Source organism: Erwinia plantamica (assembly GCF_043420595.1).
GTDB classification, from domain to species: Bacteria; Pseudomonadota; Gammaproteobacteria; order Enterobacterales; family Enterobacteriaceae; genus Erwinia; species Erwinia aeris.
The window spans coordinates 188,263-201,159 of the sequence record NZ_JBGCUC010000009.1 but is presented as its reverse complement, the minus strand read 5'-3'; the positions used below and the strand labels follow the sequence as shown (position 1 = coordinate 201,159).

The 12,897-nt window shown below is 55.7% G+C and carries 11 protein-coding genes and 3 tRNA genes; 7 read left to right on the top strand and 7 right to left on the bottom strand.

Annotation, left to right across the window (positions count from 1 at the left end; genetic code table 11):
* Positions 1 to 200 precede the first annotated feature (200 nt).
* A complete protein-coding gene (gene cfa / locus AB3U87_RS12240; protein ID WP_301253219.1) occupies positions 201 to 1,349 on the top strand; it encodes a cyclopropane fatty acyl phospholipid synthase in 1,149 nt (382 codons plus the stop codon).
* 34 nt (positions 1,350 to 1,383) lie between these two features.
* Here cfa and AB3U87_RS12235 read toward each other — a convergent pair whose 3' ends face one another.
* Positions 1,384 to 2,040, bottom strand: coding sequence for a riboflavin synthase subunit alpha (locus AB3U87_RS12235; protein WP_301253218.1), 657 nt, complete (start codon positions 2,038 to 2,040; stop codon positions 1,384 to 1,386).
* A gap of 94 nt (positions 2,041 to 2,134) precedes the next feature.
* Here AB3U87_RS12235 and AB3U87_RS12230 point away from each other — a divergent pair, with 94 nt between their 5' ends.
* From AB3U87_RS12230 to AB3U87_RS12205, 6 genes are all read left to right on the top strand, one after another.
* On the top strand, positions 2,135 to 3,508 hold the full coding sequence (locus tag AB3U87_RS12230) for an MATE family efflux transporter (RefSeq protein ID WP_253454445.1): 1,374 nt from the start codon (positions 2,135 to 2,137) through the stop codon (positions 3,506 to 3,508).
* A gap of 141 nt (positions 3,509 to 3,649) precedes the next feature.
* Positions 3,650 to 3,726: transfer RNA gene (locus AB3U87_RS12225), tRNA-Val, on the top strand.
* 4 nt (positions 3,727 to 3,730) lie between these two features.
* Positions 3,731 to 3,807, top strand: a tRNA-Val gene (locus AB3U87_RS12220).
* Between the two features lie 4 nt (positions 3,808 to 3,811).
* Positions 3,812 to 3,888 (top strand) — tRNA-Val (locus AB3U87_RS12215).
* Positions 3,889 to 4,397: 509 nt separating this feature from the next.
* Complete coding sequence (gene pykF, locus AB3U87_RS12210) at positions 4,398 to 5,810, top strand: pyruvate kinase PykF (protein ID WP_125289780.1); 1,413 nt, start codon at positions 4,398 to 4,400, stop codon at positions 5,808 to 5,810.
* A 305-nt stretch (positions 5,811 to 6,115) separates the two neighbouring features.
* Positions 6,116 to 6,352, top strand: coding sequence for a major outer membrane lipoprotein (locus AB3U87_RS12205; RefSeq protein ID WP_016169824.1), 237 nt, complete (start codon positions 6,116 to 6,118; stop codon positions 6,350 to 6,352).
* Positions 6,353 to 6,669: 317 nt separating this feature from the next.
* Here AB3U87_RS12205 and AB3U87_RS12200 read toward each other — a convergent pair whose 3' ends face one another.
* The 6 genes from AB3U87_RS12200 to sufB all read right to left on the bottom strand — a co-directional run bounded on the left by AB3U87_RS12200 (position 6,670) and on the right by sufB (position 12,896).
* Positions 6,670 to 7,611 carry a L,D-transpeptidase family protein gene (locus AB3U87_RS12200; RefSeq protein WP_301729661.1) on the bottom strand — a complete coding sequence of 314 codons (942 nt, stop codon included), beginning with the start codon at positions 7,609 to 7,611 and terminating at the stop codon, positions 6,670 to 6,672.
* 70 nt (positions 7,612 to 7,681) lie between these two features.
* Positions 7,682 to 8,104, bottom strand: a complete 423-nt coding sequence (gene sufE / locus AB3U87_RS12195; RefSeq protein WP_253454447.1) for a cysteine desulfuration protein SufE — start codon at positions 8,102 to 8,104, stop codon at positions 7,682 to 7,684.
* A 24-nt stretch (positions 8,105 to 8,128) separates the two neighbouring features.
* Complete coding sequence (sufS, locus tag AB3U87_RS12190; protein ID WP_301729662.1) at positions 8,129 to 9,352, bottom strand: cysteine desulfurase SufS; 1,224 nt, start codon at positions 9,350 to 9,352, stop codon at positions 8,129 to 8,131.
* On the bottom strand, positions 9,349 to 10,626 hold the full coding sequence (sufD, locus tag AB3U87_RS12185; protein WP_253454449.1) for a Fe-S cluster assembly protein SufD: 1,278 nt from the start codon (positions 10,624 to 10,626) through the stop codon (positions 9,349 to 9,351). The genes sufS and sufD overlap by 4 nt, the downstream gene beginning before the upstream one ends.
* The gene (sufC, locus tag AB3U87_RS12180) at positions 10,601 to 11,347 is read right to left on the bottom strand and encodes a Fe-S cluster assembly ATPase SufC (protein WP_125289775.1); all 747 of its coding nucleotides are present in this window, start codon (positions 11,345 to 11,347) and stop codon (positions 10,601 to 10,603) included. The genes sufD and sufC overlap by 26 nt, the downstream gene beginning before the upstream one ends.
* A 55-nt stretch (positions 11,348 to 11,402) precedes the next feature.
* Positions 11,403 to 12,896, bottom strand: a complete 1,494-nt coding sequence (gene sufB, locus AB3U87_RS12175; RefSeq protein WP_125289774.1) for a Fe-S cluster assembly protein SufB — start codon at positions 12,894 to 12,896, stop codon at positions 11,403 to 11,405.
* Position 12,897 lies beyond the last annotated feature (1 nt).

Here is a 12,897-nt window from a genome sequence, read left to right as displayed (position 1 = left end):
TGTATCATTTTTTTGATTCCTGACAGGGTTGTCCGGGTGTTCTCTTTTGTGGCAGGCGTCACCCTCATTCTGTAGGTTTCAGTTCAATCCTCTGTAACGCCGGATATCAGGCGCACGGCTAAGCGTGCGTTTTCTCAAACCCTGTGGAAATTGATGATTCTTTTTCTCAGGTTTCAATCACGAAGGGTGATGGAGAAGCTATGAGTTCATCGTGTATAGAAGAAGTGAGCCTGGAAGAAAATCAGTGGTATCGAATCGCCCAGGAAATGTTACGCAACGCGGATATCGAAATTAACGGCACCCGTCCCTGGGATATTCAGGTGACCCATCCCGATTTTTTTAAACGCGTGATGCAGGAAGGGTCGCTGGGCCTGGGCGAAAGCTATATGGACGGCTGGTGGGAGTGCGAGCAGCTGGATATGTTTTTTCACCGCGTGCTGCTGGCTAAGCTGGATCAGCAGCTTCCTCGCCATTTTAAAGATACGCTGCGCATCGCCGCCGCGCGCCTCACTAATCTGCAATCCCGCAAGCGCGCCTGGATTGTCGGCAAAGAGCATTATGACCTTGGTAATGACCTTTTTACGCTGATGCTTGACCCCTACATGCAATACTCCTGCGGCTACTGGAAAGAGGCGGAAACGCTGGAGCAGGCGCAGCAGGCTAAATTAAAAATGATCTGCGAGAAACTTCAGCTGGAACCCGGTATGTCGCTGCTTGATATCGGCTGCGGCTGGGGCGGGCTGGCGGCTTATGCGGCGCGGCATTACAACGTCAAGGTGACTGGCGTGACGATCTCCGCCGAGCAGCAGAAGCTGGCGCAGCAACGTGGTGAAGGGCTGGACGTCACCATCCTGCTACAGGATTACCGTGACCTCGATCAGCAGTTTGACCGCATCGTTTCCGTTGGTATGTTTGAGCACGTCGGGCCAAAAAATTACGCCACTTATTTTAACGTGGTCGATCGCAATCTGAAGCCGGACGGCATCTTTTTGCTGCATACCATTGGTGCGAACAAAACGGACGATAATGTCGATCCGTGGATCGATAAATATATTTTCCCTAACGGCTGCCTGCCCTCCGTACGCCATATTGCCGAGGCGCACGAACCGCATTTTGTAATGGAAGACTGGCACAACTTTGGGGCGGATTACGATCTGACGCTGATGGCCTGGCACCAGCGCTTTTTAGCCGCGTGGCCGCAGCTGGCGGATAAATATGGCGAACGCTTTAAGCGCATGTTCAGCTACTACCTTAACGCCTGTGCGGGCGCTTTCCGCGCGCGGGATATTCAGCTCTGGCAGGTGGTCTTTACCCACGGTAAAGAGGGCGGATTGCGGGTGCCGCACTAGCGGACAAGGTCGGCCACTAAGCTGACCTTGTTTATTACTCTTCCGGCTGAATTTCCGCAGCGGCCGCCGCCAGCAGCGCCGCTTCACGCTGCGCCAGCACGCGCTCAACGGTTTCCACAATCGCCTGGGTATGCGGATCGATTTCAATATTCACTCTGTCGCCCAGCCGCTTGCCGCCCAGCGTGGTTCTTGCCAGCGTTTCCGGGATCAGATGCACGCAGAATTTGCTTTTGGTGACTTCGCCAACCGTCAGGCTGATGCCGTCAATCCCAATAAAGCCTTTGTGCAGAATATATTTCATCTGCTCGCTGTCCTGCGGCTTAAACCATATTTCGCGGTTATTTTCAGACGTCAGGATTTTGCAGATTTCGGCGGTAGTCATAATATGACCGGACATTAAATGGCCGCCGATTTCATCGCTGAATTTCGCCGCGCGCTCTACGTTAACAATATCGCCGGGCTTTAAATCCCCCAGGTTGGTAATACGCAGCGTCTCTTTTACCAGGTCAAAACTGACGCGGTTGCCGTCAACCCCGGTCACCGTCAGGCAACAGCCATTGTGAGATACGGAAGCGCCCAGCTCCAGTCCCGGCAGCAGCTCGTCCGGCAGGCGGACAATATGCGTGCGAAAATTCGGTTTCTCTTCAATTGCCAACACCTCTGCGGTGCCCTGCACAATACCGGTAAACATAATTATGACCTCGGTGGATTTTTCGCTATTCTTGTCTGATCTTAAAACTATACCAAATAGTCTTTCTCCCTTCAGTTAAAAAACAGGTGTATATGTGCAGAAGTATCTGACCGAGGCGCGTCAATTGCTGGCGCTGGCAATTCCGGTAATTTTTGCGCAGGTTGCGCAAACCGCTATGGGCTTTGTGGATACGGTGATGGCCGGCGACGTCAGCGCAACGGATATGGCTGCCGTTGCGGTCGGCACATCTATCTGGCTGCCCGCCATTCTGTTCGGCCACGGTTTGCTGCTTTCGCTCACGCCGGTTGTGGCGCAGTACAACGGCTCGGGCCGCCGCGATCGTATCGCTTTCCAGGTTCGTCAGGGGTACTGGCTGGCCGCCTTCGCTTCCCTGCTGGTTATGGTTGTGCTGTATAACGCCGGCTATGTTATCCGTTCTATGCAAAATATCGATCCCGTGATGGCGGATAAAGCCGTAGGCTATCTTCATGCGCTGCTGTGGGGAGCCCCGGGTTATCTTTTTTTCCAGACCGCGCGCAACCAGTGCGAAGGCCTCGCCAAAACCAAGCCGGGCATGGTGATGGGTTTTCTCGGGCTGCTGGTGAATATTCCGGTTAACTATATTTTTATCTACGGCCATTTCGGGATGCCCGCGCTTGGCGGCGTCGGCTGCGGCGTGGCGACGGCGTCCGTGTACTGGGTAATGTTTATCGCGATGAAAATATGGGTTTCGCGCGCCTCTTCCATGCGCGATATCCGCCTGGCGGATCGGTTCAGTCCGCCCGATGCGAAAGCGCTTTCCCGCCTCTTTAAACTCGGCCTTCCCGTCGCGCTGGCGCTGTTCTTTGAGGTGACGCTGTTCGCCGTCGTCGCGCTGCTGGTGTCGCCGATGGGCATCGTCGAGGTGGCGGGTCACCAGATAGCGCTGAACTTTAGCTCGCTGATGTTTGTACTGCCGCTTTCTCTTGGCGCAGCCACCACTATCCGCGTGGGTTTCCGGCTTGGTCAGGGCTCGACCGAAGGCGCTCGCGTAGCGGCATGGACGGCGCAGGGCGTGGGCATGTCGCTGTCGCTGCTGACGGCGCTGTTCACGGTGGTGTTTCGCGAGCAAATCGCGCTGCTTTATAATCAGAATCCGGCCGTGGTGGCGCTGGCGGCTCAGCTGATGCTGCTGGCCGCAATTTATCAGTTTTCCGATTCGATTCAGGTTATCGGCAGCGGCATTCTGCGCGGCTATAAAGATACGCGCGCCATCTTTTTTATCACTTTTATCGCTTACTGGGTGCTGGGCCTGCCCAGCGGTTACATTCTGGCATTAACGGACTGGGTGGTGGCGCCGATGGGCCCGGCGGGCTTCTGGACAGGCTTTATTATTGGCCTGACCTCCAGCGCGATTATGATGGTCTGGCGTATTCTGCGGTTGCAGCGGCAGCCTGAAGCGCAGCTGCTGGCACGCGCGGCCCGCTAACATCTTCATTTAAACCGGATGTTTAAAAATGCTGCGCTTCGCACAGTTGCGCAGCAGTCGCACCGAAAATAGCGATTTCTGCTTGCAAGCCGCCAGGGCTGTCGTTAATATTCGTCCCCGCTGTCACTCAGACAGCATGATGCGTTCTTAGCTCAGTTGGTTAGAGCACCACCTTGACATGGTGGGGGTCGGAGGTTCGAGTCCTCTAGAACGCACCACAGTGCGTCCGTAGCTCAGTTGGTTAGAGCACCACCTTGACATGGTGGGGGTCGGTGGTTCGAGTCCACTCGGACGCACCATCTTGCGTTCTTAGCTCAGTTGGTTAGAGCACCACCTTGACATGGTGGGGGTCGGAGGTTCGAGTCCTCTAGAACGCACCATCTTCTGCTTTCTCCCGTCACGTCTTTCCACGCCGCTGTTTTGTGTAATCACTTGTTTCAACGCGCTATTTATCTCCCATAATCTTTCGCTTCGGTCTGCTGCTTTTTCCCGTAACGCTTTGCTTCACCGCGCTGCCCTTTCTCGCGCCCGAATGGCTCTTTCTGCGCCCGGCCACCGCCTTTTTTTGCGCAACAATCTGATCTGGTGCAAGCTTTCCCCCGTTCCGGCCTACTTTTTAATTGGTTTTCAATGGGCTGAGTAGCTATAATACGAAACGTTGTTTCACTTGAATGGTTTCAGCGTATGGTTGGCCCTTTAGCAAAAACGATAGCTGGTTGCGCAACCGATCTTTGCGCCTGCGCCAAAACCGCGTTTAAACTTCCTCTGCACGCTTTTTTTCTGTCACCTATCCTTAAGCTGTATCGCAGTTCGCCGCTCGGGCGGTCGCACCCCCAATCACCGGGATTACGCTTTATTTCATCCATCACAACTTAACAGATGACTCGTCATGAAAAAGACCAAGATTGTTTGTACTATCGGTCCAAAAACCGAATCGGAAGAAATGTTGACCAACCTGCTGGACGCGGGCATGAACGTTATGCGTCTGAATTTCTCTCACGGCGATTACGATGAGCACGGTAAGCGTATCGCTAACCTGCGCGCGGTGATGAGCAAAACCGGCAAGCAGGCCGCTATTCTGCTGGACACCAAAGGGCCAGAAATTCGTACCATGAAGCTGGAAGGCGGCGCGGACGTGTCGTTGAAAGCCGGTCAGACCTTTACCTTCACCACCGACCAGTCCGTTATCGGCAACAGCGAGCGCGTGGCGGTGACCTATTCTGGCTTCACTTCCGATCTCTCTATCGGCAACACCGTCCTGGTGGACGATGGCCTGATCGGCATGGAAGTCACCGAAGTGACCGAAAACCACGTGGTTTGTAAGGTACTGAACAACGGCGATCTGGGCGAAAACAAAGGCGTTAACCTGCCTGGCGTTTCTATCCAGCTGCCAGCGCTGGCCGAAAAAGACAAGCGTGACCTGATTTTTGGTTGCGAACAGGGCGTGGATTTTGTTGCCGCCTCCTTTATCCGCAAGCGTTCTGACGTGCTGGAAATTCGCGAGCACCTGAAGCAGAACGGCGGCGAGCATATTCAGATCATCTCTAAAATTGAAAATCAGGAAGGCCTGAACAATTTTGATGAGATCCTGGACGCTTCCGACGGCATCATGGTGGCGCGCGGCGACCTGGGTGTGGAAATCCCGGTTGAAGAGGTGATTTTCGCGCAGAAGATGATGATCAAGAAATGTAACCGCGCACGCAAAGTGGTAATTACCGCTACGCAGATGCTGGACTCGATGATCAAAAACCCACGCCCTACCCGTGCAGAAGCGGGCGACGTGGCTAACGCCATCCTGGACGGCACCGATGCGGTTATGCTCTCTGGCGAAAGCGCCAAGGGTAAATACCCGCTGGAATCCGTCACCATTATGGCTACCATCTGCGAACGTACCGATCGCGTGATGAAAAGCCGTATCGACTCTCAGCATGACAGCCGCAAAATGCGCATCACGGAAGCCGTGTGCCGTGGCGCAGTAGAAACTGCCGAGAAGCTGGAAGCGCCGCTGATTGTGGTGGCAACCGAAGGCGGTAAGTCAGCCAAGTCCGTACGCAAATATTTCCCGAACGCGACTATCCTGGCGTTAACCACCAACGAACAGACCGCGCGTCAGCTGATCCTGAGCAAAGGCATTGTGGCGTCCGTGGTAAAAGAAATCGCTTCTACCGATGATTTTTACCGTATCGGTAAAGAAGCGGCTATCGCCAGCGGCTACGGTCGTAAAGGCGATGTCGTGGTGATGGTTTCTGGCGCACTGGTGCCAAGCGGAACCACGAATACCGCGTCTGTGCACGTTCTGTAATCAAAGATTACGCCTTGTAGTGAAAAAGCGCCCTGAGTGGCGCTTTTTTTACAGCTTAGCTCAAAGGTTTTTCTAAAAATTCCAATCGAGATTAACTATTCAATTGCGCTGTAAGGCGAGATAAGTCCGATTGAAATCGTCTGTTTTCGCTAAATTTTTTGGGCTTTTTCGTAAAGACGGTGCTTCTTTGAGCGAACGATCAAATTTAAGCACGTTCTAACCAAAAATTTATTCTCATTGGAAAAAACTTTGTGTAATACTTGTAACGCTACATGGAGATTAACTCAATCTAGAGGGTATAAATAATGAATCGTACTAAACTGGTACTGGGCGCGGTAATCCTGGGTTCTACTCTGCTGGCCGGTTGCTCAAGCAACGCTAAAATCGACCAGCTGTCTACCGACGTTCAGACTCTGAACGCTAAAGTTGACCAGCTGAGCAACGACGTGAACGCAATCCGTTCTGACGTTCAGGCTGCTAAAGACGACGCAGCACGCGCTAACCAGCGTCTGGACAACCAGGCTCACTCTTACCGTAAGTAAGAGTTCTGGTTTAAAAATGGCGCACATTGTGCGCCATTTTTTTTGCCTGTCGCCTTCACGGCTGCAGAAAGCGTTCCGGGCCGTTTATAACTGTTCCCCGTCCAGCCTCGCTTCGCGGCTGCAGAACACGTTCCCGCCCATTTTTAACTGCCCCCCATTCCAGCCCCGCTTTGCGGCTGCAGAGTGCGTTACGGGCCCTGCCCCCAGCTCTGGCCATCGCTTTGCGTTAGCGCTGAAAGCGCGAAGGCTTCAGAAAGCGTTCCAGCCCTTTTATGGCTTTCTGCCCACTTCCGCCCTCGCTTCACAAAGATAATCGCTTAAAGCGCTTCTGGGACGCTCTCAGACGCCGACGTTTCGCCCTTATTCACCAGCACCGGCAATCCCGCACGTCTTTTTAATGCTTCCTTAATAACCTGACTATCGCTCAGCGCGCTGCCTACAAATTTTTTGGTTTGCGCGGTCAGCGCAATCGGCATCGTTTGTGGATCGTCCTTCTCGCTGTGGGACAGCGGCTGATGGACTTCGATATAGCGCTTGCCGTCCGGCTCTGTGGCGTACTTAACGGGCTGATTGATAATCTGCACGCGGGTGCCTTCAGGCACGCTGTTAAACAGGTTTTCGATATCGTCAGGCCGCAGGCGGATACAGCCGGAGCTGACCCGCATCCCAATGCCGAAATCCGCGTTGGTGCCGTGGATCAGATAGTGGCCTTTGCCGTAAGCCAGGCGCAGCGCATACAGCCCCATTGGGTTATCCGGCCCGGCGGGTATGGTCGTTGGCAAGGTTTTGCCTTCCGCCGCGTAGCGCTTGCGGATATTCGGTGTGGGCGTCCAGCTGGGGTTAGGGATCTTCTGACTGATGCGCGTCACCATCGCAGGCGTGTTGGCGCCAAGCTGGCCAATGCCTATCGGGTAAACGACCACCTTATTTTCATCTTTTGGATAATAGTAGAGCCGTAGCTCGGCCACGTTGACCACGATCCCTTCCCTTTTGGTATCGGGCAGCAGCATCTGCGTAGGGATAACCAGTTTCGATCCCGCTTTCGGCAGCCAGGGATCGGTGCCGGGGTTGGCTTCCAGCATCCCTAACAGGCCCGTCTGAAAGTGCGCGGCAATGCTTTCCAGCGAGCGCCCGTCATCCGGCACGGTATAAAGCTGGTTTTCGCCAATTAAACGGCTGTCGGCGGCGGGAAGCGGATAATCGGCCGCACGCGCCAGAGAGAGGAAAAAAAATAACGAAGAGAGGAGTAGAGTTTTCATTTTTATTTCTCGCCAGGTAAACAACACTTCCCGTCATCATGACGGGAAGCCTGTCGAGAAGTGTAGCAACTTAGCGGCTGATACTGTCCTGCGCTTTCTGGCGAATAGCACGGATCATCGCTTCCAGACCCTGCGAGCGCGACGGCGTCAGGTGCTGGGTAAGCGCCAGCTCGCTGAACCACGGCCGCACGTCAAAATCGAGAATTTCCGCCGGGGTCATCTGCTGGTAAAGCACAAACACCAGGGCAATCAACCCTTTAACGATAGCGGCGTCGCTGTCGCCCTGCAGCAGCACGCGGCCCTGCTCGTCCAGTTCCATCACGATCCAGACCTGGCTCTGGCAGCCGGAAATGGTATTCTCCGGCTGGTGCAGCGAGTCCGGCAGCGCAGGCAGTTTCGCGCCCAGTTCAATCACATAGAGATACTTCTCTTCCCAGTTGGCGCAGCGGGAAAAGTTGCGAACCAGTCTCTCTTTATCGGGCAGTGTTGCCATGCAGTTCTCCTTTGCCTGGGCGGTTTAACCGCCCAGCAGCATATGTATACGTGTCAGGCCTGCCGCCAGGCGGTCGACCTCTTCCTCGCTATTATACAAAACAAAGGAAGCACGACACATCGCCGGGACGTCGTAGTGATGCATCAGCGGCATGGCGCAGTGGTGACCGGTACGAATGGCGATACCGTAGCGATCCAGGAAGCTGCCCACGTCATAGGCGTGATGCTTGCCCAGATTAAAGGCGATCACGCCTGCGCGATACTGCGGGCCGTAAATGACCAGATCCGGCACGGAGGCCAGCTTGTCCATCGCGTAGCGCATCAGCGCCTGCTCGCGCTGCGCAATGTTATCCAGCCCCAGCGCTTCCACCCATTTCAGCGCCGCGCCAAGGCCCATGATGCCGCCGGTATTCGGCGAGCCTGCCTCAAAGCGCCACGGCGCGGCGGCGTAGGTGGTGCCGGCGGTCAGGCTGACGGTGGCGATCATCGATCCGCCCCCTTCCCACGGCGGCATTTGATCCAGCATGGCTTTACGCCCGTACAGGATGCCGATGCCGGAAGGCCCGTATATTTTATGGCCGGAGAACAGATAAAAGTCGCAGTCCAGATCCTGCACGTCGACTTTTGCATGCATCACGGCCTGTGCGCCGTCAATCAGCGTAGCGACGCCTGCGGCTTTCGCCTGCGCCACCAGTTCTTTGACCGGATTAATGGTGCCCAGCACGTTGGAAACGTGCGTGACGGCCAGCATACGGGTGCGGCTATCCATCAGATTTGGCAGCGCGGCCAAATCCAGCTCGCCGTCGGCCGTCAGAGGGATAAAGCGCACTTCCGCGCCGGTGCGCTCGGCCACCATCTGCCACGGCACGATATTGGCGTGGTGTTCCATCTCGGTAATGATGATGTTGTCGCCGGGCTGCAGCTGGCTGCCGCCCCAGCTGCTGGCAACGAGGTTAATCCCCTCGGTCGTGCCCTTAACAAACACGATTTCCTCTGGCGAAGCGGCGTTAAGGAAACGCGCGGCGTGCGCGCGAACCTCTTCCATCTCCGTGGTCGCTTCGGCGCTCAGGGTGTGAATACCCCGATGCACCGCCGCATAGCCGTGCTCGTAGAAATGGCTTTCCGCATCGATCACCGCCTGCGGTTTCTGCGCGCTGGCGGCGCTGTCAAGGTAGGCCAGCGGCTGGCCATTCACTTCTCGCGCCAGAACAGGAAAATCGGCCCTGACGCGCGTCAGGTCAAAACTCATTTGATGCCTCCGGGGAAGCGCTGTGCGATACGCTGCATCACCGCCTCCTTGAGTACCTCGTCCGTGATGGCTTCGGTAAGCTCGGCGGCAAAGGCGTAGATAATCATGCGCTGAGCAGATTCTTCGCTGATGCCGCGAGCGCGCAGATAGAACATCTGTTCGTCGTCGATACGGCCAATGGTCGCGCCGTGGCTGCACTTCACGTCGTCAGCATAGATTTCCAGCTGCGGCTTGGTGTCCACTTCCGCCAGACGTCCCAACAGCAGGTTGTTGTTGGTCATCTGGCCATCGGTTTTCAGCGCGTGCTTCGCCACTTCGATCTTGCCGTTGAACACCGCACGGGCTTTGTCACGCACGATGGTTTTATGCAGCTGACGGCTCTGGCAGTAGCCTTTGTTGTGCTCCAGATAGGTTCGGCTGTCGCACACTTCTTTCTCTACCGGCAGCATCAGGCTGTTGATCGACAGCTCGGTGCCTTCGCCGTTCAGCTGCGTGCTGGTATTGTGACGGGCCAGCCCGCTGCCCAGCAGGAAGCTGTGGCTCTGCACGCGCGCATCACGTTCGATCAGCAGATCGTTATGCGCAAAATGGTTGCTGCTTGCGTGCTCGAAAGCCAGCTTGTAGTGCGTCAGTCGCGCATTATTGCCTACGGTCGCGGTAAAGCGAGCGCCGGTAAAGTGCGTGCTTTCATTCAGGCTGACGTAATGCTCGATAATCGTCGCCTCTGCGCCGTCGTCCAGCTGCAGATGGTGACGATAATGCGAGGTGTTCATCTCGTCCTGCGCGCTGCCGCTGCTGATATGCAGCAGGTAAACGGCACGTTCGGCCGATTTGCCGCGCGGCAGATGGATAGTGGTCACCTCTTCCGCCAGGCTTTCCGTCAGGTGCAGGAAAACTTCAGGCTGGATCGGTGCGCTCAGCTCGCGGCGGCCTGCGGCAATCTGAATATCAAACTGATCCCAGCTGCTGTCGCTCAGCTGCGCGTTGAACCGGCCATCGACGAAAACCAGTTTAATCGCGTCGATATTCAGCGCCAGCGCGGCAACGTCCGCTGCGCTCAGCTCGGCGGCCGTCGGCAGCACGAAGTTGTGCGCCAGCAGGCCATCCAGCGGCGTATATTTCCAGTTCTCATGCTTGCGCGTCGGCAGTCCTAAACGCAGCACCTGCTGCCAGTGCTGCTGAGCCTGCAAAGAACGCTGCTCGCCCTGGGTCTCGAACAGGTGATGCCACTGCTGCAGGGCGTTTTCACTATTCCTGTTCGGTAAGCCAGCCATAGCCTTGCTCCTCCAGTTGTTTCACCAGCGAGAAATCGCCTGATTTCACGATTTTTCCCTGATAGAGCACGTGCACAAAGTCAGGCTTGATGTAGTCCAGGATACGCTGGTAGTGCGTGACGATAATAAAAGCGCGCTTGCCGTCACGCAGCGTGTTCACGCCGTTTGAAACGATTTTCAGCGCATCGATATCCAGACCGGAGTCGGTTTCGTCAAGGATGCAAAGCTCCGGCTCCAGCGCCGCCATTTGCAAAATGTCGTTGCGTTTTTTCTCGCCGCCGGAGAAGCCGACGTTGACTGAACGGGTCAGCAGATCTTCCGGCATTTTCAGCAGGTGAATTTTGTCTTCGATAAAGTCCTGGAAGTCGAAACGATCCAGCGATTCCTGGTCGCGATATTTACGCACGGCGTTGACTGCCGTTTGCAGGAAAAACTGGTTGCTGACGCCAGGGATTTCCACAGGGTACTGGAAAGCCATAAAGATGCCTTCGCCCGCGCGATCTTCCGGCGACAGCTCCAGCAGATCTTTGCCTTTGAACTCAATGGAGCCGCCGGTGATTTCATACTCTTCGCGGCCCGCCAGCGTCGCGGAAAGCGTACTTTTCCCTGAGCCGTTCGGCCCCATAATCGCGTGGACTTCGCCCGGCTTCACCTCAAGGTTCAGGCCGCGCAGGATCTCTTTGTCTTCGATACTTACCTGTAAATCTTTAATGCTTAACATAATCTTTCCTGGGCAATACCTCTCGGCATTGCGCAAAATGAATAAGCAGCGGGGATCAGCCCACGCTGTGTTCGAGGCTGATCGCCAGCAGTTTTTGCGCTTCCACCGCAAATTCCAGCGGCAGCTCGGAGAAAACGTCCTTGCAGAAGCCGTTGACGATCATGGAGATCGCATCGTCTTCGCTGATGCCGCGCTGCAGGCAGTAGAACAGCTGATCTTCGCCAATGCGCGAGGTCGTCGCCTCGTGTTCCAGCTGCGCGGTGTTGTTGCGCGCTTCCACATATGGGAAGGTGTGCGCACCGCACTCTGCGCCAATCAGCATGGAGTCGCACTGCGTAAAGTTACGGGCATTGGTCGCCGTCGGCATTATTTTTACCAGGCCACGATAGGTGTTCTGGCTTTTACCCGCCGAAATCCCCTTGGAGATAATGGTGGATTTGGTGTTTTTGCCGATATGGATCATCTTGGTGCCGGTATCGGCCTGCTGATGTCCGCTGGTCAGCGCCACCGAGAAGAACTCGCCCACGGAGTTATCGCCGCGCAGGATCACGCTTGGATATTTCCAGGTGATCGCCGAGCCGGTTTCCGACTGCGTCCAGGACATCTTGCTGTTTTCGCCTTCGCACAGCGCGCGCTTGGTCACGAAGTTCAGGATGCCGCCTTCCGCTTCGCCGCCGGCGAACCAGTTCTGCACGGTAGAATATTTTACTTCCGCATCTTTATGGATGATGACTTCCACCACCGCCGCGTGCAGCTGATAGCTGTCGCGCACCGGCGCGGAGCAGCCTTCGATATAGCTGACGTAGCTGCCTTCATCGGCAATCAGAATGGTGCGCTCGAACTGGCCGGTTTTCGCCGCGTTGATGCGGAAATAGGTGGACAGCTCCATTGGGCAGCGTACCCCTTTCGGGATGTAAACGAAGGTGCCGTCTGACGCTACCGCCGAGTTCAGCGCCGCGAAGAAGTTATCGTTGGCCGGCACCACGGTGCCCAGATACTGTTTTACCAGCTCAGGGTGATCGTGGATCGCTTCGCCAAAGGAACAGAAAATAATGCCCTGCTCCGCCAGCTTGCCGCGATAGGTGGTTGACACCGACACGGAGTCGAAAATGGCGTCTACGGCCACTTCCTGCCCTTCGCGTACCGGCACGCCCAGCTGTTTAAAGGCGTTTTCCACTTCTTCCGTCAGGTAGTTCGGCGCCGCGGCGCCGGAAGTCTGCTGTGCGCCAGGCTCTGAGGCGCAGCTGTCATCGCAGCTGCCGCAGGACGGTGCGGAATAGTAGCTGTAATCCTGATAGTTCAGTGACTTATAGTTAGCTTTCAGCCAGTGTGGCTCTTCCATCTCCAGCCAGGCCGCGTAGGCTTTCAGGCGGAAATCAAGCATCCACTCCGGCTCATTGCGTTTAGCAGAGATCGCACGCACCACATCCTCATTGATGCCGTTGGCGAACTCCTCGGTTTGCAGCTGAGTGAAGAATCCTTCCTTGTACTTCTGGCGGCTTCCTTCCCAGACCTGCACGTCGTCTGATGTATCAGTATTTCGGGACATA

Excerpts from the sequence above, each read along its gene's own strand:
- cfa (WP_301253219.1), top strand. The coding sequence starts at position 201 with ATGAGTTCATCGTGTATAGAAGAAGTGAGCCTGGAAGAAAATCAGTGG.
- AB3U87_RS12235 (WP_301253218.1), bottom strand. The coding sequence starts at position 2,040 with ATGTTTACCGGTATTGTGCAGGGCACCGCAGAGGTGTTGGCAATTGAA.
- pykF (WP_125289780.1), top strand. The coding sequence starts at position 4,398 with ATGAAAAAGACCAAGATTGTTTGTACTATCGGTCCAAAAACCGAATCG.
- AB3U87_RS12205 (WP_016169824.1), top strand. The coding sequence starts at position 6,116 with ATGAATCGTACTAAACTGGTACTGGGCGCGGTAATCCTGGGTTCTACT.
- AB3U87_RS12200 (WP_301729661.1), bottom strand. The coding sequence starts at position 7,611 with ATGAAAACTCTACTCCTCTCTTCGTTATTTTTTTTCCTCTCTCTGGCG.
- sufE (WP_253454447.1), bottom strand. The coding sequence starts at position 8,104 with ATGGCAACACTGCCCGATAAAGAGAGACTGGTTCGCAACTTTTCCCGC.
- sufS (WP_301729662.1), bottom strand. The coding sequence starts at position 9,352 with ATGAGTTTTGACCTGACGCGCGTCAGGGCCGATTTTCCTGTTCTGGCG.
- sufD (WP_253454449.1), bottom strand. The coding sequence starts at position 10,626 with ATGGCTGGCTTACCGAACAGGAATAGTGAAAACGCCCTGCAGCAGTGG.
- sufC (WP_125289775.1), bottom strand. The coding sequence starts at position 11,347 with ATGTTAAGCATTAAAGATTTACAGGTAAGTATCGAAGACAAAGAGATC.
- sufB (WP_125289774.1), bottom strand. The coding sequence starts at position 12,896 with ATGTCCCGAAATACTGATACATCAGACGACGTGCAGGTCTGGGAAGGA.